Raw genomic sequence first — 22,541 nt, 5'->3', positions numbered from 1 at the left:
CCACTCAAGCGTTGGTAATATTGGCTCGCAAGCTTGCTCGAGTGGTGTTCGCTCTACTGAAAGGGCAAAGCGAATATCAGCCAAAGGTTGGTTGAGGGTTGCCCCTCAACCATAGAATCTCCCACAGTTGGGTCGTGGGGCGTCAAGTAAATAGGCGTCGGCTGTCAGGCCGTCTTCGCAGGCAAGCCAGCTCCCACAATTAGATCGCGGTGCGTCAGTTAGAGCCGCGTCGGCTATCCGGCCGTCACGGGAGCAAGCTCCCTCGCCACAGGGTCAGCGTCGCACCAACGTTGTGTAGATAACTATGCCGCGATGAGGCCCGCACGCTACATCCCATGCGCCTTCATCAACCGCGCATAACTGCCATCAGCCTTCATCCTGGCAATCTCCCGATCAAAACCCGCGACAATCTGCGCATGCTCGGGGTTCTTCAAACTGACCAGAATATGCAGGCTGTTCTCGCTCAAAGGCTTGCCCACAAACGCCACGGTATTGCGCACCCGCGGCGACTCCCGAGCCAGGTAATAACGCGCCACGTATTCATCTTCCAGCGTCAACCGCACCCGCCGCGCCGCGAGCATGCGCACCGCCATGGCAAAGTTGTGCACGGGTACTTTCTGTAGCTGGGTGTCTTGATCGAACGGTGCCGAGTAAGCGTAACCGCGCACCACGGCGATGGTCTCGTCGCGCAGTTCGGCCAGGCTCTGATAACCAATGTCATCGTCGCTGCGCTTGAGAAAGCGCACACGGTTAAGCAGGTACTCAGCAGAAAACTGGCCAAACTGCGTGCGGGCCTCGTCGTACCAGGCGTTGATCAGCACATCGTAGCGCCCATCCCCCACGCCCTTGAGCGCACGGGCCCAAGGCACCTGTTCAAAATCACTGGCGTACCCCGCACGGGCCAGGGCCGTGCTGACGATATCGGTGGCCAGGCCGCCATTGATCAAGGTGGCATCGGTGAACGGCGGCCAGCCATCCGCCACCAGACGCAGACGCTGGGCCAGCACCGGCTGGGCCAGCAACAGCACTGCGATCAAAGCAACGGCACGAGTCAATCGCGGCATGCTCAAAGTCCTTGGCGGGCAGGCGGTGGCCTGATAACAGTAGCTCATCAATAAGCTTGCATTGCAGATTACACAAAGCAGCCAGCGGCGCACGCACTGAATGATGGCAAATTGACGCCATTCACACATTTGCCAATTTTAGACAGCGGCGCCCGTCACGCTTACTATCCAGGCACGTCTTTATAAGAGCACACATCATGACGGTTGATTGGGTTTGCAAACATCACGACGACCTGGGCAAGGACCAGCTATATGCCGTCCTGCGTTTGCGCAGCGAGGTATTCGTCGTCGAGCAGAAATGCGCGTATCAGGACATCGATGGGCAGGACCTGGCGGGGGACACCCATCACCTGATGGCCTGGAACGACAATGAACTGGTGGCTTACCTACGCCTGCTGGACCCGGAGTCCCAGGGCGGCGATGTGGTGATTGGCCGGGTGATCGTTGCGCCATCGGCACGCGGCACCGGGTTGGGGCACACGATGATGGAAGAGGCCCTCAAGCAGATTGAAGAAATCTGGCCCGAGACACCGATCTTTCTCTCAGCTCAGGCGCATTTGCAGGAGTACTACGGGCGGTATGGGTTTGTAGTGGCGGGTGAGGAATACCTGGAGGACGATATTCCCCATATCGGCATGCGGCGCATCTGAGGGCGCCATCGCAGGCAAGCCAGCTCCCACATTGGAACGCATTCAACTGTGGGAGCCGGGCTTGCCCGCGATAGCGTCAGCCCTGCCACCGCTGAACTCAGGGGTAGCCCAACACCTGCTTGATCGACGCCAGATTAGCCTCGATCCACCTGCGGTCAATCGCCCCCCAATTCCGAATCCGATAGTGCCCGGCATGGTTACGCGCACCATCCTCCTGCTCGAACTCACACACAATATCCAGGTCGGCCAACGCCGCAATCGTATCCTGGGCGGTACGCCTAGGCATGCCGGTGGCCTCGGTCAGCGCCGGGACGCTGCTGGCCAGCTGGCTGTCGATCAAGTACGCCACGTACAGGCGGCGGTAGAAGCTGCTTTTGGTCTTGCTCACATCCATGGTCAGTCGCCTTGGGGTTAGGGCTTGCCCTGCAAATCGCGCCAGGTGAGGTACACGCGCAGGTCGAATTCCACCTGATGGTAGCCCGGCATCATGTATTGGCAGAGTTTATAGAACGCCTTGTTGTGGTCCGACTCCTTGAAGTGAGCCAGTTCATGTACCACGATCATGCGCAGAAACTCCGGGGCCGCCTCCTTGAACAGCGAAGCGATGCGGATCTCTTTCTTGGACTTGAGATTACCGCCCTGCACTCGGGAAATCGTGGTGTGCAAACCCAAGGCACGATGGGTCAGGTCCAGCCGGTTGTCGAACAGCACTTTGTCGATAGACGGCGCGTTACGCAGGTGCTCCTGCTTCAAGGCCAGGGCGTACGCATACAGGGCCTTGTCGCTCTGCACCGCATGGCGCTCGGGGTAACGCTGTTCCAGATAGGCACCCAACTGGTCCTTGGCGATCAGTTGGCGCACTTGCTCCTGGAGCGCGGCGGGGTAGGCCTGGAGGTATTTCAACGCGGTCATGGGCTCGGCAACGCAATTGGGACGGGCGCCAGTGTAGCGAATTCAAAGCGCGCGAGGGTACGACCAGCCGGCAACGTCTTCGGCCATCAACGGCAGCGCCGCCCACGGCCCCTGGATATACGCGCAGCCATTGGCCTTTAGCCATTGTGTTTGCTCAAGGGTCTCCACGCCTTCGGCGATCACCAGCACACCAAAATGCTCACACAGTTGGATGATGCTGCGCGCCATCGCCGCATCCCGCGCCGAGCCAGGCAGGCGCGCCACCAATTGAGGGTCAAGCTTGAGGGTATCGAACTTGAGGTCGCGCAAATGGGCCAGGGAGCACTGGCCGCAGCCAAAGTCGTCCAGGGCAATCCGCACCCCGATCCGGCGCAGTAACTGGAGTTGCTTGGTAGACTCGGCAAGATTACTCATCAAGCAGTCCTCGCCGATTTCCACCTCCAGTTGCCGCCCCTCTAACCCATGCCGCTCCAGCATCTGCTGCAGTTGGTTGGCGAGGTTGGGCATGTTGAACTGGCTGCTGCTCAGGCTCACGCTCAACACCAGGTCGGGGTCGAAGGTGGCTTGCCAGGCCTGGCGCTGGGCGGCGACCTGCTGGTAGATCCAGGCACTCAACTGGTTGATCAACCGCGCCTCTTCCAGCAGCGGCAAGAACAGGCCCGGCGGCACATCACCGACGCTGGGATGCTGCCAGCGCAACAGCGCCTCGACGCCGCGCAAACGCCCGTCTTCCAGGGAGACTTGGGGCTGGTACACCAAGGTGAAATCCTTGTTGGCAATGGCGGTACGCACACTGTCTTCCAGCATCAGCCGCGAGCGGGCGCGGCCGTTCATTTCCTGGTCGTAGTACCGATACTGCTGACGGCCGGCGCGCTTGGCTTCGTACATGGCAATATCCGCGGCCCGCAGCAGGCCGCCCAAGTCCGAGCCGCAATCCGGGAAGGTCGCGATGCCGATACTGACCCCCAGCATCACCTCCAACCCATCGACCTGCTGGCACACAGACACCCGTTCGATGAGCTTTTCCGCGATCTTCGCGGCCTGCTCGGGAAACTCCAGCTCCAGCAACGCGGTGAATTCATCCCCGCCCATGCGCCCCAGAATGTCGTAGGAACGCAGGCACGCCTGCATTTGCTCCGAGACCCAACGCAACACGCGATCCCCGGCGTCATGGCCCAGCGTATCGTTGACCCGCTTGAAGCCATCCAGGTCCAGGTACAGCAATACCAGCGCCTGCTCGCTACGTTCGCTGCGCAGCAAGGTGTTCTCCATCGCCTGATGGAAACCGCGCCGGTTCAACAGTCCGGTCAGCGGGTCGGTCACGGCCTGAAATTCCAGTTGCTGGTGCAGGTGACGCACCTCAGACATGTCCAGCACCGTCACCACCATCGCCTTCTGCTCGGCAGGCAAGGGCGCACAGGACAACGCCACCGGCACCTGCTGACCCCGACCGGTGCGCAAAATGGCATCGTGCTGGCGCCACGTCTCGCCCCGGCGATACGCCTCGTACATGGGGAAACCCAACCAGGCTGGCACATGGGGCTTTTGCAGGAAACTGAGGAAACTCTCGCCCTGCAACTCAGCCATCGTCGCATTCAACAGCCGCGAAATGGCCGGGTTGGCGTACTCGATCACGCTGGTTTCGCTCACCACCAAAATACCCTCGGCGGCGTTATCCAGCACCGAGGCATTAAAGGCGCGGGCCAACTCCAGGTCATGGCTCAGGCGCTGCAAGGCACGGCGATTGCGCTGGTGCTCCAGCAACGCCTGCACCTTGGGCTTGAGGATATGCGGGTCGAAGGGCTTGAACAGGTAGTCGATCGCCCCGCTGGCATAGCCTTCAAGCACCGCATCGGGCGAATGGGCGGTGGCGGTCAGAAAGATAATCGGCGTCATACGCGTGCGCTGGCTGCCCCGCATCAGGCGTGCCACCTCGAAGCCGTCCATGCCCGGCATGCGCACGTCCAGCAACACCAGGTCGACGTCGTGGGCCAGCAGTAACTCCAGGGCCTCCAGGCCAGACGCGGCGGTGATCACACGCCAATCGTCACGCTGCAACAGCGCACGCATGCTGACGAGGTTTTCCGGGTAGTCATCGACCACCAACAGAACCGAAATTGCATCGTCGTGTTGTGGAGCGCCATCCATGCTACGTCTCTTCCTTAGGGAGCTACACCGGTCACTTTTGTTACAAAGGCCGGATAAACACTGAGGGCTCACTCTAGCCGTGGTTCTAAAAAAGCAGAAGTGACGTAGGGGCCATCATTGTGCCAAAGGCCAGGAAGCCGACTAACGGTAAGGCCCTGTAGCCCGCGGTTCACGGGCAACATGGCTTTTTGGCATTCCTCTGACGCCAATAAATTGCCAGCAATTGTTTAACAATCTCACCAGCACCGCCTATAAAGAACCTGGAAGGCCCTTTGGGCCAATGCCTACACCCTCTGTAAAAAGGCCAACACCATGATCGACCTTTCCACCTGGAACCTGAGCATTCCGGTCGGCTCCCCACCCACAACCATTGAAACGCCAAGGCTGCTGAGCGGCTTCAACGATCAATACTTCCAGGCCGAAGGCAGCGACGTGCAGTTCTGGACACCCGTGACGGGCTCGCGCACCGAAAACGCCATCTACCCACGCAGCGAACTGCGCGAAACCTACGCCGACGGCCGCCTGCGCAATTGGACCTACCCCGAGGCCGACAACTTCCTGCGCGCCACCCTCACGGTCAACCAGGTGCCCTCCTCCGGCAAAATTGTGATCGGCCAGATCCACGCCTACGACAGCCAGAAGCCGCTGATCAAGCTGGAGTACCAGTTCAAGGAAAAAACCCAGACCGGCAACATCGTCGCCAAAGTGCGCATGCGCCCGGACGAGGCCGAAAGCCGGGTGATCATCGTCGCCTCCAACGTGCCGCTGGAGAAGAGCTTCACCTATGTGATCAACCTCAACAAAGCCGGGTTGCTCAGCGTGTATGCCGCCGACAGCGAGTGGAATGAACGGATCGGCGCGGCCTGGGGCGACAAGCCGTTGTACTTCAAGGCGGGGGTGTACGTGCAGGACAATTCGGGCGACACCAATGAGGGTGCGCGGGTGACGTTTGCGAAGTTGGATATTGATCATGAGTGAATCGTCCCGTGAGACACAGGATTTTTCCCAGATAAATCCAAAGCCTTAAACACACCGCAGCCCCCTGTGGGAGCCGGGCTTGCCCGCGATGACGGCGCATCAGCCACTCTCCTCGGCGCCTGACACACCGCCATCGCGGGCAAGCCCGGCTCCCACATTGATTGTGCGTCAGCTCAAGGTGCGGTGTGGGTCCTACAGCACCGTTGCGACAAGCCACATCGCCGCTTATAGTTCGCCCCGTCGCCGGCATTGATCGGCGATAGGGTTTCGCAGCCCTACAGAGTTAAAACCGCACCCGTCAAAAACAACCCCGGTACTCTTGCCGAAGGTCGTCTTTGTTATGGCGGCTGTGCGTGGGAGACCTTCGGGTCTGCCGGGTCTTAACTCCTCGGTCTGCGAACCCGCGTACAGCTGCCACCCAATTTGTTTCGCAGCAAACGGTGGTCATTCTTCTCTCGAGTTAAGGATTCACCATGACCCAACAGCTACCACCCCGTCGCTTCACTCCTTGCACCGAAACCGCCACCGACTACCCCGTGCTGTTGATCGACAGCGAAGCCCCACTGCTCGACCTCCACGCCTGCCTGCGCGAACGTCTCAACGCGGCTCTGGAACACCTGAACCTGATGGCCTGCTCCAGCCTGCCGGACTTCGCCGAGCGCGACCTGAACAACGTAGCTAATACCGCACGCATCCTCGTGCAGGATGTGAGTGATGTGTTTCGAGTCATTGAACACCGTGGTTTCGGCGCTTCATCTGCAAGTTGATTAAATGGTGTCCATAAAAAAGCCCGCATCGCTGCGGGCTTTTTATTAACACTTGAGGCTCAGCTCACCTTAGCGTTCAACTCACCTTTCAAATACCGCTGATACATCGCTTCCAACGAGATCGGCTTGATCTACAAAGAATTGCCCCCCGTACCGAACGCTCCATAACCCGTGATAGAGCAATCACGCATGGAGCTCTCGGTTGCAAGGGAAAATCACAGATGCGGGTCAGTATCAACGTAAGCACTCTATACGCCGCGCCTAGCGTCCTCGACTAAACGCTTATAGCGCTGAGCACCCGCGAAGAAAAACATGTGCCCACAACGGCTACGAAACCTTCGGCTTTTATGCAACAGGATATTACGGCCTCGTATACAAATTAGTGCTTTTAGAAATCAACGGGGAAGCGAAATGTAGGAAATACCAATCAGAACGATCCGATAACCTCATGGACAAATACACAAAAATTCGACTGAGAACAATACCGCTCAAGAAAACAAAATTGACAATCTCAATAGGCGCTCATACGGTTTAATTGCATCGCACATCTGCGAAGGCAACAACCCTGAGGAACTATATTATGAAACGAGTAACTATAGAACCGACGCTCAACAATCAATCAAACGACGCGTACCAGACCCCTCACTTCTCAATTAAAACGGTGACTGTACCCCACTACGCATTCGTTCCAAACTGTAAGGATCGAATTATTGAAGCTTCTGCTGACAGTAGAAAACTAGAAATTAAATAATCATTTACCGCCTGGGCTTCGGCCCAGGCAGTTCATAAAAATGAATCTCGCTAAATGAATTTCACCAAACCTAATAGGTGCTTAGGCGGCTATGTGTACTGCGAAGAAAAAATGGCTCTCAAACGACATATTTCTTGTACTTAAAGATGGTGAGGCTTACTTGTGGGACTATAGAAACCACGCTCAATACCAGATAAGTGCTGGGGAGTTTGAGCGGTTAGTGAGTTTTTCTGCAGGCGATTTCGTATCAGACACAGACGATGACATATCCATAGACACATCCGGGGTCCTTCATGACGTGAAACCAACCGATGAATGGGGTTGGGACGTGTTATCAAAAATATTCCACATTGGGACATCTCATCCGAATTCGCCAGCCCCTGACAAGCCTGAAATGTACATTGAATACGCTAAAAGCTACTTGAATTTCTGCAAGTCAATCCATAAGAATGAACCAGATATTTCTTTAATAAAAGGAGGCGAAAAAACACTACTGCCACCTCCAAACATTTCAGTCATTAAAGAAGCGAGTCTATGGGAAACCCTTTTGGCGCGTCATACTTGTCGAGATTTTTTTGACACTTCAGTACCAGTATTGTCACTAGCAACCATACTTTATGGAACTTTAGCAGATAAAAAAGAGGTCGATTACGACGCTCCGACTGGCGCTCAAAAGTTCGGATTCAGAAGGACGTCACCTTCGGCGGGAGGCTTACAGGCGACGGAGGGCTATGTATGGGTACGGAATGTCGAGGATCTTGCACCCGGCATTTATCATTATATAAGTGAACAGCACACGCTGGAGAAAGTACGCGACCTTCCGCCTGAAGTAATATCTACTTATTTATGCGGCCAGCACTGGGCAAACAACTTGGCATTCGCAATTTTTTTCACCTCTCGTTTTGACAAGCTTTGGTGGAAATACCCTCACTCTCGTGCCTATCGTCCAATGCTGCTGGACGTCGGACATCTATCACAAACTGCAAATTTATTAATCACCGCGCTTGGCTTACATCCTTGGTTGACCGGTTACTTTCATGACAAAGAGATAAATGAACTCTTAAAGGTAAACCTTCCCTCGGAGCAAGTCATCTTTTTGGTGGGTGCAGGGCATGGCACGGGTAGTTCGTACACCACCGAAGTTAGGAAACTACTAGACGGAGTCTGATGAGGTGCTGACTATGGTCAATTTTGAAAATGATGACAGTGTAATCCTTGGCCTTAAAGATGGACATGACGGAGCGGTAGCTCTAATTATCGGTAACCACTTGGAGTTTTCTGTAGAAGCAGAAAAGGATAACGGTCTTCGCTTTTCAAGCGTGACACCTGACGTACTTTTGAAAATTTTTCACATGTTCAACAAACCCGTGGACATAGTAGCTCAGAGTGGTTGGAGTAGAGGACAGAGTTCAGAAAGTGACACCATTGGTGCAGGTTATTCTGGATTAACGCAGATTCTTAACCAAAAACGATCAATATTTGGTCGCGACGTTACTTATTTCTCATCCTCCCATGAACGCTCACATCTTTTATGCGGATATGGGCTTTCGCCGTTCCCACAAGGACAACCTTGCTACGCATTACTTTGGGAGGGTTATTTTGGCGCATTCTATCGAATCGATGAAAACGTAAATATTTCTAAATTAGGTAGTGCACTTGAAAACCCTGGGGACAGATTTGCTTTTCTATACGCGCTCGCAGATCCCACTTTTAATCTTGGGGCGGGGCAAATTCGTTTAAGTGATGCCGGAAAACTCATGGCGCTCGCCGCTTATGGCGAAAACGGTGAGATCGATGAGGACGCCAGACACATAATAGCGACGCTACTCGACGAGAACACGAATTTTAGAAAGCTTCACAAGCGCCAATTTCGTAAAAGCAAATATTACAATATTGGAATTGAAAACCCTCGACTCGCATCGCTTGCACACCAATTTTCAAACGCAATTTTCAATCTGTTTCGCGACTTTGTTCAGCCGCTAGTTTTTGATGACGCACCTTTATTAATTGTGGGTGGCTGTGGATTAAATTGTGACTGGAATACCAAATGGAAAGAGACACAACTATTCCCTGATGTATTTATTCCTCCGTGCACAAACGACAGTGGATCTGCAATTGGAACCGCGATTGATGCATTATTGCACACCAAAGGACTTGCCAAGATAACTTGGTCGCCCTATGCAGGTGAGCCATCACAGATTGACACAGATAATACAGGCACCTTCATTAGTGAACCCTATGATATACGGCGTGTTGCACAATTGCTTCATGACGGTTCCATATTAGGTTGGGTGCAGGGTAGATATGAAATGGGGCCTAGAGCCCTAGGGAATCGCTCAATATTGGCGGCGCCCTACCCTAGAGAAAATCTCATTAGATTGAATAAAATCAAGCAGCGCGAAGGGTTTCGACCTATTGCGCCGATATGTTTAGAAGAATGTATGGGTGAATACTTCCACCCGTCTACTCCCTCCCCCTTCATGCTAGAGTTTCGTAAAGTAATTTCATCTAAAATTCCGGCGGTCACGCACGTTGATAACTCAGCGCGTCCTCAATCAGTCAATAAATCGCAAAATCCTCGTATGTATCAATTACTGAGTGCCTATCGTGACATTTCAGGAGTCGGTGTACTTTGTAACACTTCCCTGAATTTTAACGGTCGCGGTTTTATTAATAGGTTGAGCGACCTTTGTCGATTTGCCAGCGAACATCAACTCGACGGCTTCGTATTTGAAGACAAATTTTTTCTCAATTCAGATCGGCATGATGAAAACGTCTAGCAAGCTTATTTATGTGCAAGCGCTATCCAGCCTCTCATTATGGCTTGATATTTTTTTGATCTTCACGGTTCCCGTTTATATATGGCATGCCTCTCCTTCATCGATAGCATTCTTGGCTTTTTGTCTGGGTGCACCAATGTTGTTTCTTGGCCCTATCATTGGAACACTGATAGATCGACATGACGTCAGGAAAACACTATTATTAGGTGCCTTGCTGCGCACACTATCTACTGTAGCGCTAGCAGTGTCTCCAGACCTTCAGAGTTTTTTGTTTTTCGTTTTATTCAAAGGCGTATCAAACTTATTCTACTTTCCTTCGATGACCATCGCGGTTCGAAAACTGATACTTGCCGAAGAGCGTAAATCTTTTTTCAGTCACGTCAGTGTATTTGATCAATCTTCAAAAATTCTCGCCCCATTACTTGCAGGTGCGTTAGCGGTAGTATTGCCACCCAAGGATTTATTCTTTTTATCTGCTGCCGCCGTTTTATTAACCATTCCATTCCTAAAGTCTATTTGCCGGGCATTCCGAACGCAAATGAATGACTCCTCTACGAAAATCCTTCCACTCTATCGTGACATAACTAGAGGGTTTTCTATATTCAATGCCCTGCCCTTTCAACTCCGCATAGGCTTTTTGTACTCCCTACTGACATCGCTTGCGTTAGGAATTTACGACCCACATTTGGCGTCCTTTCTAGCCTACGAAGCTTTACCTCCAGTCAGTTTTTCAGTGATCGTTTCCGCGACAGCCGCAGGCGCGATATGTGCCGCTCTGCTGATGAAGTTAAAGCTGAGCAATATCGATGAGATTCTACTTCGATCACATGCATTAGTTATTTTCTCTACAGCATTAATCCTGACGGCAATTTTAGTATTTTTTCAAGTACCTGGAAGAGCCTATCTCTATCCGCTGGTTTGGTTTGTGAATGGTTTCAGCTATGAGCTTTTAATCATTTCCTCAAACATAATCCTTCAACAGTTATGCCCTCCTGACAATATTGGAAGAGTGTCCATGTCTTTCAGAAGCGTCCAAATGCTCTGTATTATAATTGGGCCTTCATTAGGGACAATATTAATAATCGCGGCAGGTCGCTCAGCACCTTTCGTTGCGGCCGCATGCATGGCTTTTTTAACTGCATCAGTGTCAATTGCGGTCTATTTATATCTGTACAAAAAACAAGCACGCACACCTGTCAGTTAGTGCAGCATCGAACGATGGCCCGGTGACTCTCCTAACACTTAAAGTTGCCAATTCAAGTCCACAAAAAAGCCCGCATCACTGCGGGCTTCTTTAGTTAAACGCTTGAGACTCAGTTCACCTTAGCGTTCAACTCACCTTTCAAATACCGCTGGTACATCGCCTCCAACGAGATCGGCTTGATCTTCGAAGCATTACCCGCAGTACCAAACGCTTCATACCGTGCGATACACACATCACGCATCGCCGTCACAGTGGCGCCGAAGAATTTACGCGGGTCGAACTCGCTCGGGTTGGTGGCCATCAGGCGACGCATCGCACCGGTGGACGCCAGGCGCAGGTCGGTGTCGATGTTGACCTTGCGCACGCCGTACTTGATGCCTTCGACGATTTCTTCAACCGGTACGCCGTAGGTTTCTTTGATGTCGCCGCCGTACTGGTTGATGATCGCCAGCCACTCTTGCGGTACCGAGGAAGAACCGTGCATCACCAGGTGGGTGTTGGGGATGCGCTTGTGGATTTCCTTGATGCGGTCGATGGCCAGCACGTCGCCAGTAGGTGGCTTGGTGAACTTGTAGGCGCCGTGGCTGGTGCCGATGGCGATGGCCAGGGCGTCGACCTGGGTTTTCTTGACGAAGTCGGCGGCTTCTTCCGGGTCGGTCAGCATCTGGCTGTGATCCAGCACGCCTTCGGCGCCGATGCCGTCTTCTTCGCCGGCCATGCCGGTTTCCAGCGAACCCAGGCAGCCCAGCTCGCCTTCAACCGATACGCCGCAGGCGTGGGCCATGGCCACGGTTTGTTGGGTCACGCGTACGTTGTACTCGTAGTCGGTTGGGGTTTTGCCGTCTTCGCCGAGGGAACCGTCCATCATTACCGAGCTGAAGCCCAGTTGGATCGAGCGCTGGCACACGTCAGGGCTGGTGCCGTGGTCCTGGTGCATGCACACCGGGATGTGTGGGAATTCTTCGATCGCGGCGAGGATCAGGTGACGCAGGAACGGGGCGCCGGCGTATTTGCGCGCACCGGCCGAAGCCTGGACGATCACAGGGGAGTCGGTCTTGTCAGCGGCTTCCATGATGGCGCGCATCTGCTCAAGGTTGTTGACGTTAAAGGCTGGGACGCCGTAGCCGAACTCGGCTGCGTGGTCCAGCATTTGACGCATGCTGATAAGTGCCATTGTGTTGTCTCTCCCGGTCGAGGGTCGTTAATCGTGCAAGCCTGCCGTAGCGGCGGCTGCTATTCAAGTTATTGCAGTGCTCGGCGCACAACCTCTGTGAGATTGGAGCCGGATCAATGTGGGAGCGGGCTTGCTCGCGAAAGCGGTGTATCAGTCACCGGATTCGTCAGCTTACCCACCGCATTCGCGAGCAAGCCCGCTCCCACATTTGCTTCTCATCAAATCCAAAATCCTATTGGGCCTTACAGCCGCGCCCAATCAAATCATCCGTCGCCACCCAGTAAACCAGGCCTTCCTCACCTTTGGTGTGAAACGCCAACTGGCCGTCGCTGTACAGCACGCCCGAGGCGGCTACTTCTTGCTTGAGCCGGTAAACCTGGTCCGAACCGCCGAGGCGTACATCCACTTCGGAACGGGCCGGGTTGGCAAAGCGCCAGTTCACCTCGGCCTTGCTGTCGCAGGTCCAGGTGGTCCATTTGTCGGCTGGCTCTGCCTTGTCGAACAGGTTCATGCTGCTGCAGCCGGCCAACAGGGCCAGGGCTGCCAGGGCGAAAACGCCTTTCATTGCCAATCCTCGCAGGGCGGCCTATGGGCCGCCGTTGCTGTCGGTTAGTGGATCAGACCCGTCATGGGCAACCCTGTTCCTGACCGTTGGGCGCGGAGTCGTATTTCTCCAGCCGTTCGTTGCCGATGCGCTTGTTGATCACCGGCATGGTCTCGGCTTGCCAGTCAGCCTGGTAACAGCTTTTTCTCAACGGTGCCTTCGCGTTATCCGCCTCGGGCGCCGCGCTGGGTGTGCTGCCGCAGCCAGCCAACAGGCCCGCTGCGATCACCAGTGCCAACGACTTGATCATGGGAACGCTCCTTTTCCTGATCACGCGAGCCTTAACCTTTGGCTCGGGTTTCCAGCACTTCCACGGCTGGCAACACCTTGCCCTCGACGAACTCGAGGAAAGCGCCACCACCGGTAGAAATGTAGGAGATCTGATCAGCCACACCATATTTATCGATAGCCGCCAAGGTATCGCCGCCGCCAGCAATGGAGAACGCCGAGCTTTCAGCGATCGCTTTAGCCAGCACCTTGGTGCCGTTGCCGAATTGGTCGAACTCGAACACGCCCACCGGGCCATTCCACAGGATAGTCTGGGATGCCTTGAGCAGCTCGGCGAAGTTGGCCGCGGTTTGCGGGCCGATGTCCAGGATCATGTCGTCGTCGGCCACGTCAGCGATGAGCTTGACGGTAGCGGCGGCGCTGTCCGCGAATTCCTTGGCAACCACCACGTCTACCGGCAGCGGCACGCTGACCTTGGCGGCGATGGCGCGGGCGGTGTCGAGCAGGTCTGGCTCGTACAGGGACTTGCCCACCGGGTGGCCAGCAGCGGCCAGGAAGGTGTTGGCAATGCCGCCGCCGACGATCAGTTGGTTGCAGATCTGGCTCAGGCTGTTGAGTACGTCCAGCTTGGTGGACACCTTGGAGCCAGCAACGATAGCGGCCATTGGTTGGGCCGGAGCACCCAGGGCCTTGCCCAGTGCATCCAGCTCGGCAGCCAACAACGGGCCAGCCGCGGCGACCTTGGCGAACTTGGCCACGCCGTGGGTCGAACCTTCGGCGCGGTGGGCGGTGCCGAACGCGTCCATCACAAACACATCGCACAGGGCGGCGTATTGCTGGGCCAGTTCGTCGCTGTTCTTTTTCTCGCCCTTATTGAAGCGCACGTTTTCGAACAGCACGATATCGCCCGCTTTCACGTCCACGCCGCCCAGGTAGTCTGCGACCAATGGCACGTCGCGGCCCAGGGCCTTGCTCAGGTACTCGGCGACCGGCTTGAGGCTGTTTTCGGCAGAGAACTCACCTTCGGTCGGGCGACCCAGGTGGGAGCAGACCATCACGGCCGCGCCTTTTTCCAGGGCCAGCTTGATGGTCGGCAGCGAGGCCAGGATTCGCGCATCGCTGGTGACAACACCGTCCTTGACGGGGACGTTGAGGTCTTCGCGAATCAGTACGCGCTTACCTTGCAGATCGAGGTCGGTCATCTTCAACACGGTCATGGGTCGCAGTTCCTGAATTACTGTTGAGGTTGTTTAGAAGCGATGTGCAGATAGTGTTCGGCAACATCCAGCATGCGGTTGGCAAAGCCCCATTCGTTGTCGAACCAGGCCAGGATGTTCACAAGCCTGGGGCCGGAAACGCGGGTCTGGCTGGCATCGACAATCGCCGAATGCGGGTCATGGTTGAAATCGCAACTGGCGTGGGGCAACTCGGTGTAGGCCAACAGGCCTTTGAGCGGGCCGCTGGTAGCGGCGTCGCGCAGGATCCGGTTGACCTCGGCCGCGTCAGTGTCGCTCACGGTTTGCATGGTGATATCCAGGCAAGACACGTTCACCGTCGGCACCCGTACGGCTTTGGCCTGGATTCGCCCGGCAAGTTCCGGCAGCAGTCGCTCGATGCCCCGCGCCAGGCCGGTGGACACCGGAATCACTGACTGGAATGCCGAACGCGTGCGGCGCAGGTCTTCGTGGTGGTAGGCGTCGATCACCGGCTGGTCGTTCATCGCCGAGTGAATCGTGGTGATCGACACGTAGTCCAGGCCGATCGCCTGGTCCAGCAGGCGCAACAACGGCACGCTGCAGTTGGTGGTACACGACGCGTTGGACACCAGCCGCTCATCGCCGGTCAGGCAATCCTGGTTGATGCCGTAGACGATGGTGGCGTCGACATCCGCCTCGCTGGCCATCGGCTGGGAAAACAGCACACGCGGTGCGCCGGCGTCGAGAAAACGCTGGCCATCGGCACGGGTGTGATAGACACCGGAGCATTCCAGCACCAGGTCGACGCCCAGTGCTTTCCAGTCGATGCCTTCGGGGGTGGCACTGCGCAACACTTGTACGCAGTTGCCATTGATATGCAGACAATCGCCTTCAACCCGCACTTCGCCCGGGAAGCGGCCGTGGGTGGAGTCAAAGCGTGTCAGGTATTCGATGCTGGCCATGTCGGCCAAATCATTGATCGCGACAATTTCAAACCCGGCCGCCGCCCCTCGCTCGAACAGAGCACGCAAGACGCAACGACCAATGCGGCCGTAGCCGTTGAGTGCAACTTTGTAGGGACGCGGTTGAGGCATGGGGTTCTCGCATTGTGGGCGACACAAACCACTGTAGGAGCGAGCTTGCTCGCGAAGAACCTGAGAGCGCCGCGTTAAACCAGAAACGCTGCGTTATCGTTAACGATCTTCGCGAGCAAGCTCGCTCCTACAGTAGAGGCGGTGGCCAGTGGGCCACCGCGTTAGCGCCTTAGTCTTCCAGCAGCTCTTCAGCCTGACCCAGGATGTTTTCCAAGGTGAAACCGAACTCTTCGAACAAGGCTGGCGCCGGCGCCGACTCACCGTAGGTGGTCATGCCGATCACGCGGCCTTCCAGGCCCACGTACTTGTACCAGTAGTCGGCGTGGGCCGCTTCGATGGCGATACGCGCGCTGACCTGCAACGGCAATACCGATTGCTTGTAGCCGGCGTCCTGGGCTTCGAACACGCTGGTGCAGGGCATGGACACAACACGTACGTTGCGGCCTTGGGCGGTCAGCTTGTCGTACGCCTGAACGGTCAGGCCCACTTCGGAACCGGTGGAGATCAGGATCAGCTCCGGCTCGCCGATGCAGTCCTTGAGCACGTAACCGCCACGGCTGATGTCGGCGATCTGCGCGTCGGTACGCACCTGGTGTTGCAGGTTCTGACGCGAGAAGATCAGCGCCGAAGGGCCGTCCTTGCGCTCGATGGCGTGCTTCCAGGCCACGGCGGATTCCACCGCGTCGGCTGGGCGCCAGCAATCGAGGTTCGGCGTGGTGCGCAGGCTGGTCAGTTGCTCGACCGGCTGGTGCGTCGGGCCGTCTTCGCCCAGGCCGATGGAGTCGTGGGTGTAGACGTGGATCACGCGCTTCTTCATCAGCGCGGCCATACGTACGGCGTTACGAGCGTATTCCATGAACATCAGGAAGGTCGCGCCGTAAGGCACCAGGCCGCCGTGCAAGGAAACGCCGTTCATGATGGCGCTCATGCCGAACTCGCGCACGCCGTAGTACATGTAGTTGCCGCTGGCGTCTTCGGCCGAGACACCTTTGCAACCTTTCCACAGGGTCAGGTTGGAACCGGCCAGGTCAGCCGAACCGCCGAGGAACTCAGGCAGCAACGGGCCAAAGGCGTTCAGGGTGTTCTGGCTGGCTTTACGGCTGGCGATGGTCTCGCCCTTGGCCGCGACTTCAGCGATGTAGGCCGAGGCTTTTTCCGAGAAGTCGGCAGGCAGGTCACCGGCCAGGCGGCGTACCAGTTCGTTGGCCAATTCCGGGAATTCGGCGGAGTAGGCCGAGAAACGCTGGTCCCACTCGGCTTCGGCGGCCAGGCCTTTTTCCTTGGCATCCCATTCGGCATAGATGTCGGCCGGGATTTCAAACGGGCCGTGGTTCCACTTCAGCGCTTCGCGGGTCAGGGCGATTTCCGCGTCACCCAGTGGGGCGCCGTGGCAGTCTTCTTTACCTTGCTTGTTCGGCGAGCCAAAACCGATGGTGGTCTTGCAGCAGATCAGGGTTGGCTGCGCGCTCTTGCGAGCGGTGTCGATGGCGGTCTTGATCTCTTCCGGATCGTGGCCGTCAACGTTGCGGATCACCTGCCAGTTGTAGGCTTCGAAACGCTTAGGCGTGTCGTCGGTGAACCAGCCTTCGACTTCGCCGTCGATGGAGATGCCGTTGTCATCGTAGAAGGCAATCAGCTTGCCCAGGCCCAGGGTGCCGGCCAGGGAAGCGACTTCGTGGGAAATGCCTTCCATCATGCAGCCATCACCCAGGAATACGTAGGTGTGGTGGTCAACGATGTCGTGGCCAGGGCGGTTGAACTGCGCGCCCAGGACTTTTTCCGCCAGGGCGAAACCAACGGCATTGGCCAGGCCTTGGCCCAGGGGGCCGGTGGTGGTCTCAACGCCTGGGGTGTAGCCGAATTCCGGGTGGCCCGGGGTGCGGCTGTGCAGTTGACGGAAGCTCTTGAGGTCGTCGATGGTGACGTCGTAGCCAGTCAGGTGCAGCAGCGAATAAATCAGCATCGAGCCATGACCGTTGGACAGCACGAAGCGGTCACGGTCGGCGAACGAGGGGTTGCTCGGGTTGTGTTTCAGGTAGTCACGCCAAAGTACCTCGGCGATATCCGCCATGCCCATCGGGGCACCGGGATGGCCGCTGTTGGCTTTTTGCACGGCATCCATGCTGAGGGCACGAATGGCGTTGGCACGCTCACGACGGCTGGGCATCGCTGATCTCCTGGAGTTTGCTTATAAAGAAACGGAAAAAAGGACCGGCATTTTCCCTCAGCCACCGCCTGCGGGCAATGACAGATAGTCACTTGGGGGCGTTTTTCCTGTGCTTTGGGCACCAATCCCTTGCAGAAACCTTTAACCGGTTCGTCTAAAGGTTATAGCGATGGCTTATAACCGCCACTTATCGATCAATATCAAAACTTTTTGATATTGATCTTGCGGGGATGCGCACCCGTCACTAGACTGCTGGCCTTATGAACCTACCCGTGCCCTCCCTGCGTCCTGACGACGGCGATGAACTGGCTGCCTTGTGCAAGGCCGCTGGCGATCCGTTGCGCTTGAACGTATTGCGCGCACTGGCCAACGATTCTTTCGGGGTACTGGAGCTGGCGCAGATCTTCGCCATCGGCCAGTCCGGCATGAGCCACCATTTGAAGGTGCTGGCCCAGGCCGACCTGGTGGCCACCCGTCGCGAAGGCAATGCGATTTTCTACCGACGTGCCCTGCCCCATACCGAACTGCTTGGCGGCAAATTGCACGCTGCCCTGCTCGACGAAGTGGACAACTTGTGCCTGCCCGGTGATGTGCAGTCGCGCATCGGCCAGGTGCACGGGCAACGCGCCGCCGCCAGCCAGGATTTTTTCTCACGGGTGGCCGACAAGTTTCGCGCCCAACAGGACCTGATCGCCGGCTTGGCCCAGTACCGCGAAAGCGTACTGGCGCTGTTGGACAAGCTGAGCTTCAGTGAAGAAGCCACAGCCTTGGAAGTCGGCCCTGGCGACGGCGGTTTCCTGCCCGAACTGGCGCGCCGCTTCGAGCAGGTCACGGCGCTGGATAACAGCCCGGCAATGCTTGAACTGGCACGCCAACTCTGTGAGCGCGAAGCCCTGGGCAATGTGCGCCTGCAGTTGGCCGACGCCCTGAGTGACACCGGCCTGCGGGCCGATTGCGTGGTGCTGAACATGGTCTTGCACCATTTCGCCGCACCGGCAGAAGCCCTCAAGCAAATGGCCGGGTTGCTGCACCCCGGCGGTAGCCTGCTGGTTACGGATTTATGCAGCCACAACCAGAATTGGGCCAAGGAGGCCTGCGGTGATCTCTGGCTGGGTTTTGAACAGGACGATCTGGCCCGTTGGGCCACCGCTGCGGGACTCGTTCCCGGGGAAAGCCTCTATGTAGGTTTACGTAATGGTTTCCAGATTCAGGTCCGCCATTTTCAGCGACCGGCTGGCGACACTCACCATCGGTAAATATCAGGAAAACATCGAGATGAGCGAATACTCCCTTTTCACCTCCGAGTCCGTGTCTGAAGGGCATCCGGACAAAATCGCCGACCAGATTTCTGACGCGGTGCTGGACGCTATCATCGCTGAAGACAAGTTCGCCCGTGTGGCGTGCGAGACGCTGGTGAAAACGGGCGTGGCGATCATCGCCGGCGAAGTCACCACCACTGCCTGGGTTGACCTGGAGCAGATCGTACGTGACGTGATCACCGACATTGGCTACAACAGCTCCGACGTGGGCTTTGACGGCGCGACCTGCGGCGTGATGAACATCATCGGCAAGCAATCCCCGGACATCAACCAGGGTGTTGACCGCGCCAAGCCAGAAGACCAGGGCGCGGGCGATCAGGGCCTGATGTTCGGCTACGCCAGCAACGAAACCGACGTGCTGATGCCCGCGCCGATCACCTTCTCGCACCAGCTGGTACAACGCCAGGCCGAGGCGCGCAAATCCGGCGTACTGCCATGGCTGCGCCCGGATGCCAAGTCCCAGGTGACCTGCCGTTACGAAGGCGGCAAAGTCGTGGGTATCGACGCTGTCGTACTGTCGACCCAGCACAATCCGGACGTGTCCTACGCCGACCTGCGCGAAGGCGTGATGGAGCTGATCGTCAAGCACGTGCTGCCTGCCGAGTTGCTGACCAAGGACACCCAGTTCCACATCAACCCGACTGGCCAGTTCATCATCGGTGGCCCGGTGGGCGACTGTGGCCTGACCGGCCGCAAAATCATCGTCGACAGCTACGGCGGCATGGCTCGTCACGGCGGCGGTGCGTTCTCCGGCAAGGACCCTTCCAAGGTTGACCGCTCTGCCGCTTACGCCGGCCGTTATGTGGCCAAGAACATCGTCGCTGCCGGCCTGGCCGAGCGCTGCGAAATCCAGGTGTCCTACGCCATTGGCGTGGCCCAGCCTACGTCGATCTCGCTGAATACCTTCGGCACTGGCAAGATCAGCGACGAGAAAATCGTCAAGCTGGTGCGCGAGATCTTCGACCTGCGCCCTTACGCAATCACCACCATGCTCGACCTGCTGCACCCGATGTACCAGGAAACCGCAGCCTACGGCCACTTCGGCCGTACCCCTGCGCAGAAGACTGTGGGCGATGACACCTTCAGCACCTTCACCTGGGAAAAAACCGACCGCGCCAACGACCTGCGTACCGCCGCCGGCCTGTAATCGTTCGCGGTAAATAAAGCCCCGCCAGGCCTGCCTGCCGGGGCTTTTTGTTGTCTGCAGGGCCACTTCGGGCTTTTTTGGATCCAAGGCTTGCAGGCCAAATGATGGCCCACTAGAATCCGCGCCCTCCCGGGCCCTTCACCTTACTTGGATATTGCACTGCGCCCGCCCGGGATGGATAAGCGCGCAGGCAATCGAACATTGAGGTTTTCATGCGCATTTGCACACTCGCCCCTGCCGCCCTTCTGCTCAGCCTGTTCACCCTGCCAGCCCAGGCCGCTGACCTGAACGCACTGAGCGGCGCCCTGAGTGCCCAGCTCGGTGGCGGCAATGCCGGCGACTGCCAGCAGCAACCCAAAGACCTGCAAGCCAAGATCGACGCGGCCAATGCCAAGAACGATCTGTTGAAAGTGCGGGCGTATGAGACTGCGCTGGAGCAGGTCAACAAAGCTTGCAACAAACTCGCCGACAGCCAGGCAAAAGTCGACGCCAAGCAGCAAAAGCAGCAGGCCAAGGCTGAAAACAACGACGCTGTGAAGGCCTTGGGCGGCCTGTTCAAGTAAACAGAAATACCCGGTAAAAAGCCCCGCTCGGTCGGGGCTTTTTTGTGGGCGCGTGGATCACTTAGGCTGGGCATCCTTTTTCGAGCAAGGATGCTCCTGATGCAAGTCTTACTGGCTGTTCTCATAAGCGCCCTGCCAGCCTGGGCCTGGGCCGAAACCTGCCCCGATGACGTTCACTCACAGTTGGAAACCTTGTCCAGGCAAATCCAGCAGTGGGACGACAGCTACCATCGACAGGGCCAATCCCTGATCAGCGACGAGCTCTACGACCAGGCCCGCACACGCCTGGCGCATTGGCAGGAATGCGCCCGCCAGCAGACACCCAAGGCTGATAACCCACTGGCCAGGGCGCGCGGCACCTTACGTCATCCGGTCGCGCACACGGGTTTGCAAAAGCTGCCGAGCGAGCCGGCCGTCAGTGACTGGCTCACCACTCGACAGGATGTCTGGGTGCAACCCAAGGTGGATGGCGTTGCGGTGACCCTGGTGTATCGCCATGGCCGCTTGCACCAGCTCATCAGTCGGGGCGACGGCCTGCTGGGTCACGACTGGTCAACCTCCGCCGCCAAGATCCCCGGCATTGTCCAGCAACTGCCCGACGCCGTTGATGTGGTGCTGCAAGGCGAACTCTATTGGCGCCTCGACCACCATGTGCAATCGCTCAAGGGCGGGCTCAATGCCCGCAGCAAAGTGGCGGGCCTGATGAACCGTCGCCAGTTGAACGATGCCGAGGCGGCAGGGATCGGCCTGTTCGTCTGGGCGTGGCCCGACGGCCCGGCGGACTTCACCGAACGCCTGGCCACCCTGGCGCGCTGGGGGTTCACCGACAGTCAACAGTACAGCCAGCCCGTCAGCACCATCAGCGAAGCCGCGCATTGGCGTACCCATTGGTACAACGCGCCATTGCCCTTCGCCAGCGATGGCGTGGTGCTGCACCAGGCTGCGCGAGCGCCCGCCGAGCGCTGGCAAGCCACTGCGCCTTACTGGTCGGTTGCCTGGAAGTACCCGGCCATCAAGGCACTGGCGCTGGTGCGCAAGGTGCAGTTCAGGGTGGGGCGCACCGGGCGCATTACCCCAATCCTCGAACTGGAGCCCGTACGGCTGGATGATCGGCAGATCAGCCGGGTTAGCGTCAGCTCGCTCAAGCGCTGGCAAGCCCTGGATATCCGCCCAGGCGATCACGTGTCGATCAGCCTGGCGGGCCAGGTGATACCGCGGCTGGACGAAGTCATCCTGCGCAACAAGACACGCGTGGACGTGCAGGTCCCCGACCCTCAAGACTTCCACGCCTTGAGCTGCTGGCAACTGGACCCCGGTTGCGAAGATCAACTGCTCGCCCGCCTCACCTGGTTGAGCGGCAAACACGGCCTGGCCTTGCCCCATATGGGCCGTGAAACCTGGAACGTATTGATCCAGGCGGGTCTAATCGCAGGCTTTCTCGATTGGTTAACCCTGGATGCGGCCGAGCTTGCTACCATTGAGGGCTTAGGCGAGCGTACCCGTGCGCGGGTGCTCGACAGTATTCAAAGCGCCCGGCAACGCCCTTTTTTACAATGGCTCTGCGCCTTGGGCATACCGCCAGCGGCGCGCAACAACCTGGAAGGCAACTGGCAGACGCTGGTCGCCAAAGACACCCAAGCCTGGCTGGCCTCAGATGGCATTGGCCCGGGACGCGCAGCGCAACTCAGCGCTTTTTTTCGCGACCCGCAGGTACAAGCCATGGCTGAAACATTACGCGCAGCCGGGGTAGATGGGTTTTGAACACCACCCGGCCACCTGATTGCGAACTTGGAGC

At 57.3% G+C, this 22,541-nt stretch carries 20 protein-coding genes and 1 pseudogene; 10 read left to right on the top strand and 11 right to left on the bottom strand.

From position 1 onward, the window contains the following. Positions 1–326: 326 nt before the first annotated feature. Complete coding sequence (locus MF6394_RS29765) at positions 327–1,064, bottom strand: substrate-binding periplasmic protein (RefSeq protein ID WP_078468110.1); 738 nt, start codon at positions 1,062–1,064, stop codon at positions 327–329. Between the two features lie 197 nt (positions 1,065–1,261). Between MF6394_RS29765 and MF6394_RS29760 the strand changes: the two genes are divergently transcribed. Next, positions 1,262–1,714, top strand: coding sequence for a GNAT family N-acetyltransferase (locus MF6394_RS29760; protein ID WP_034133957.1), 453 nt, complete (start codon positions 1,262–1,264; stop codon positions 1,712–1,714). Between the two features lie 97 nt (positions 1,715–1,811). On the opposite strand, the gene MF6394_RS29755 is transcribed toward MF6394_RS29760, so the two are convergent. From MF6394_RS29755 to MF6394_RS29745, 3 genes are read right to left on the bottom strand one after another with little or no spacing between them, the layout of a single operon-like run. Further along, positions 1,812–2,108, bottom strand: coding sequence for a winged helix-turn-helix domain-containing protein (locus MF6394_RS29755; protein WP_034133958.1), 297 nt, complete (start codon positions 2,106–2,108; stop codon positions 1,812–1,814). A gap of 17 nt (positions 2,109–2,125) precedes the next feature. Then, positions 2,126–2,626 carry a M48 metallopeptidase family protein gene (locus MF6394_RS29750; RefSeq protein WP_003194942.1) on the bottom strand — a complete coding sequence of 167 codons (501 nt, stop codon included), beginning with the start codon at positions 2,624–2,626 and terminating at the stop codon, positions 2,126–2,128. A gap of 42 nt (positions 2,627–2,668) precedes the next feature. Then, complete coding sequence (locus MF6394_RS29745; protein ID WP_069557080.1) at positions 2,669–4,774, bottom strand: putative bifunctional diguanylate cyclase/phosphodiesterase; 2,106 nt, start codon at positions 4,772–4,774, stop codon at positions 2,669–2,671. A 312-nt stretch (positions 4,775–5,086) separates the two neighbouring features. Between MF6394_RS29745 and MF6394_RS29740 the strand changes: the two genes are divergently transcribed. Both MF6394_RS29740 and MF6394_RS29735 read left to right on the top strand, forming a co-directional pair. Next, positions 5,087–5,752, top strand: a complete 666-nt coding sequence (locus MF6394_RS29740; RefSeq protein ID WP_047711966.1) for a polysaccharide lyase family 7 protein — start codon at positions 5,087–5,089, stop codon at positions 5,750–5,752. Between the two features lie 473 nt (positions 5,753–6,225). Further along, positions 6,226–6,519 carry a hypothetical protein gene (locus MF6394_RS29735; protein ID WP_034133962.1) on the top strand — a complete coding sequence of 98 codons (294 nt, stop codon included), beginning with the start codon at positions 6,226–6,228 and terminating at the stop codon, positions 6,517–6,519. A gap of 59 nt (positions 6,520–6,578) precedes the next feature. Here MF6394_RS29735 and MF6394_RS34855 read toward each other — a convergent pair. After that, a pseudogene (locus MF6394_RS34855) lies at positions 6,579–6,725 on the bottom strand (fructose-1,6-bisphosphate aldolase); the annotation flags it as partial. A gap of 636 nt (positions 6,726–7,361) precedes the next feature. On the opposite strand from MF6394_RS34855, the gene MF6394_RS29730 reads away from it, so the two are divergent. The 3 genes from MF6394_RS29730 to MF6394_RS29720 are packed head-to-tail and all read left to right on the top strand — an operon-like array spanning position 7,362 to position 11,254. Then, positions 7,362–8,438 carry a SagB family peptide dehydrogenase gene (locus MF6394_RS29730; RefSeq protein WP_078468109.1) on the top strand — a complete coding sequence of 359 codons (1,077 nt, stop codon included), beginning with the start codon at positions 7,362–7,364 and terminating at the stop codon, positions 8,436–8,438. A gap of 13 nt (positions 8,439–8,451) precedes the next feature. Beyond that, positions 8,452–10,050, top strand: coding sequence for a carbamoyltransferase C-terminal domain-containing protein (locus MF6394_RS29725; RefSeq protein WP_050516284.1), 1,599 nt, complete (start codon positions 8,452–8,454; stop codon positions 10,048–10,050). After that, positions 10,037–11,254, top strand: a complete 1,218-nt coding sequence (locus MF6394_RS29720) for an MFS transporter (protein ID WP_228391119.1) — start codon at positions 10,037–10,039, stop codon at positions 11,252–11,254. Before MF6394_RS29725 ends, MF6394_RS29720 begins: the two co-directional genes overlap by 14 nt. A gap of 109 nt (positions 11,255–11,363) precedes the next feature. Here the strand turns inward: MF6394_RS29720 and fba are convergent, their stop codons facing one another. The 6 genes from fba to tkt all read right to left on the bottom strand — a co-directional run bounded on the left by fba (position 11,364) and on the right by tkt (position 17,717). Beyond that, positions 11,364–12,428 carry a class II fructose-bisphosphate aldolase gene (gene fba, locus MF6394_RS29715; RefSeq protein WP_003177554.1) on the bottom strand — a complete coding sequence of 355 codons (1,065 nt, stop codon included), beginning with the start codon at positions 12,426–12,428 and terminating at the stop codon, positions 11,364–11,366. 232 nt (positions 12,429–12,660) lie between these two features. Next, positions 12,661–12,993, bottom strand: a complete 333-nt coding sequence (locus MF6394_RS29710) for an MliC family protein (protein WP_034133963.1) — start codon at positions 12,991–12,993, stop codon at positions 12,661–12,663. Between the two features lie 61 nt (positions 12,994–13,054). Continuing rightward, entirely contained in the window at positions 13,055–13,282 is a 228-nt protein-coding gene (locus MF6394_RS29705; RefSeq protein ID WP_003194953.1) for a hypothetical protein, read from the bottom strand. Positions 13,283–13,313: 31 nt separating this feature from the next. Then, positions 13,314–14,477 (bottom strand): phosphoglycerate kinase, encoded by a 1,164-nt coding sequence (locus MF6394_RS29700; protein ID WP_057710262.1) that lies wholly within the window; start codon positions 14,475–14,477, stop codon positions 13,314–13,316. Positions 14,478–14,494: 17 nt separating this feature from the next. After that, positions 14,495–15,550, bottom strand: coding sequence for an erythrose-4-phosphate dehydrogenase (epd, locus tag MF6394_RS29695; protein ID WP_078468108.1), 1,056 nt, complete (start codon positions 15,548–15,550; stop codon positions 14,495–14,497). A 169-nt stretch (positions 15,551–15,719) separates the two neighbouring features. Continuing rightward, a complete protein-coding gene (tkt, locus tag MF6394_RS29690) occupies positions 15,720–17,717 on the bottom strand; it encodes a transketolase (protein ID WP_034133964.1) in 1,998 nt (665 codons plus the stop codon). Positions 17,718–17,977: 260 nt separating this feature from the next. Here tkt and MF6394_RS29685 point away from each other — a divergent pair, with 260 nt between their 5' ends. The 4 genes from MF6394_RS29685 to ligB all read left to right on the top strand — a co-directional run bounded on the left by MF6394_RS29685 (position 17,978) and on the right by ligB (position 22,507). Further along, entirely contained in the window at positions 17,978–18,973 is a 996-nt protein-coding gene (locus tag MF6394_RS29685; RefSeq protein ID WP_003194962.1) for an ArsR/SmtB family transcription factor, read from the top strand. Between the two features lie 19 nt (positions 18,974–18,992). After that, positions 18,993–20,183 (top strand): methionine adenosyltransferase, encoded by a 1,191-nt coding sequence (gene metK, locus MF6394_RS29680; protein ID WP_069557074.1) that lies wholly within the window; start codon positions 18,993–18,995, stop codon positions 20,181–20,183. Positions 20,184–20,395: 212 nt separating this feature from the next. Further along, positions 20,396–20,746, top strand: coding sequence for a DUF1090 family protein (locus MF6394_RS29675; protein WP_047711968.1), 351 nt, complete (start codon positions 20,396–20,398; stop codon positions 20,744–20,746). 99 nt (positions 20,747–20,845) lie between these two features. Next, positions 20,846–22,507, top strand: a complete 1,662-nt coding sequence (gene ligB, locus MF6394_RS29670) for an NAD-dependent DNA ligase LigB (RefSeq protein ID WP_078468107.1) — start codon at positions 20,846–20,848, stop codon at positions 22,505–22,507. The last annotated feature ends 34 nt before the right edge of the window (positions 22,508–22,541 follow it).

The sequence above is a fragment of the Pseudomonas sp. MF6394 genome (assembly GCF_002018845.1).
In the GTDB taxonomy this organism is placed as follows: Bacteria; Pseudomonadota; Gammaproteobacteria; order Pseudomonadales; family Pseudomonadaceae; genus Aquipseudomonas; species Aquipseudomonas lactis.
Note: the sequence above shows the minus strand (reverse complement) of the source record. Positions and strands in the feature narration are given on the sequence as shown.

What these genes read in the sequence shown, in the direction of transcription:
- MF6394_RS29705 (WP_003194953.1), bottom strand. Translation starts at nt 13,282, where the DNA reads ATGATCAAGTCGTTGGCACTGGTGATCGCAGCGGGCCTGTTGGCTGGC.
- tkt (WP_034133964.1), bottom strand. Translation starts at nt 17,717, where the DNA reads ATGCCCAGCCGTCGTGAGCGTGCCAACGCCATTCGTGCCCTCAGCATG.
- MF6394_RS29730 (WP_078468109.1), top strand. Translation starts at nt 7,362, where the DNA reads ATGTGTACTGCGAAGAAAAAATGGCTCTCAAACGACATATTTCTTGTA.
- fba (WP_003177554.1), bottom strand. Translation starts at nt 12,428, where the DNA reads ATGGCACTTATCAGCATGCGTCAAATGCTGGACCACGCAGCCGAGTTC.
- MF6394_RS29765 (WP_078468110.1), bottom strand. Translation starts at nt 1,064, where the DNA reads ATGCCGCGATTGACTCGTGCCGTTGCTTTGATCGCAGTGCTGTTGCTG.
- ligB (WP_078468107.1), top strand. Translation starts at nt 20,846, where the DNA reads ATGCAAGTCTTACTGGCTGTTCTCATAAGCGCCCTGCCAGCCTGGGCC.
- MF6394_RS29685 (WP_003194962.1), top strand. Translation starts at nt 17,978, where the DNA reads ATGAACCTACCCGTGCCCTCCCTGCGTCCTGACGACGGCGATGAACTG.
- MF6394_RS29700 (WP_057710262.1), bottom strand. Translation starts at nt 14,477, where the DNA reads ATGACCGTGTTGAAGATGACCGACCTCGATCTGCAAGGTAAGCGCGTA.
- MF6394_RS29755 (WP_034133958.1), bottom strand. Translation starts at nt 2,108, where the DNA reads ATGGATGTGAGCAAGACCAAAAGCAGCTTCTACCGCCGCCTGTACGTG.
- MF6394_RS29720 (WP_228391119.1), top strand. Translation starts at nt 10,037, where the DNA reads ATGAAAACGTCTAGCAAGCTTATTTATGTGCAAGCGCTATCCAGCCTC.
- MF6394_RS29760 (WP_034133957.1), top strand. Translation starts at nt 1,262, where the DNA reads ATGACGGTTGATTGGGTTTGCAAACATCACGACGACCTGGGCAAGGAC.
- MF6394_RS29725 (WP_050516284.1), top strand. Translation starts at nt 8,452, where the DNA reads ATGGTCAATTTTGAAAATGATGACAGTGTAATCCTTGGCCTTAAAGAT.
- MF6394_RS29710 (WP_034133963.1), bottom strand. Translation starts at nt 12,993, where the DNA reads ATGAAAGGCGTTTTCGCCCTGGCAGCCCTGGCCCTGTTGGCCGGCTGC.
- MF6394_RS29735 (WP_034133962.1), top strand. Translation starts at nt 6,226, where the DNA reads ATGACCCAACAGCTACCACCCCGTCGCTTCACTCCTTGCACCGAAACC.
- MF6394_RS29740 (WP_047711966.1), top strand. Translation starts at nt 5,087, where the DNA reads ATGATCGACCTTTCCACCTGGAACCTGAGCATTCCGGTCGGCTCCCCA.
- MF6394_RS29675 (WP_047711968.1), top strand. Translation starts at nt 20,396, where the DNA reads ATGCGCATTTGCACACTCGCCCCTGCCGCCCTTCTGCTCAGCCTGTTC.
- MF6394_RS29745 (WP_069557080.1), bottom strand. Translation starts at nt 4,774, where the DNA reads ATGGATGGCGCTCCACAACACGACGATGCAATTTCGGTTCTGTTGGTG.
- MF6394_RS29750 (WP_003194942.1), bottom strand. Translation starts at nt 2,626, where the DNA reads ATGACCGCGTTGAAATACCTCCAGGCCTACCCCGCCGCGCTCCAGGAG.
- metK (WP_069557074.1), top strand. Translation starts at nt 18,993, where the DNA reads ATGAGCGAATACTCCCTTTTCACCTCCGAGTCCGTGTCTGAAGGGCAT.
- epd (WP_078468108.1), bottom strand. Translation starts at nt 15,550, where the DNA reads ATGCCTCAACCGCGTCCCTACAAAGTTGCACTCAACGGCTACGGCCGC.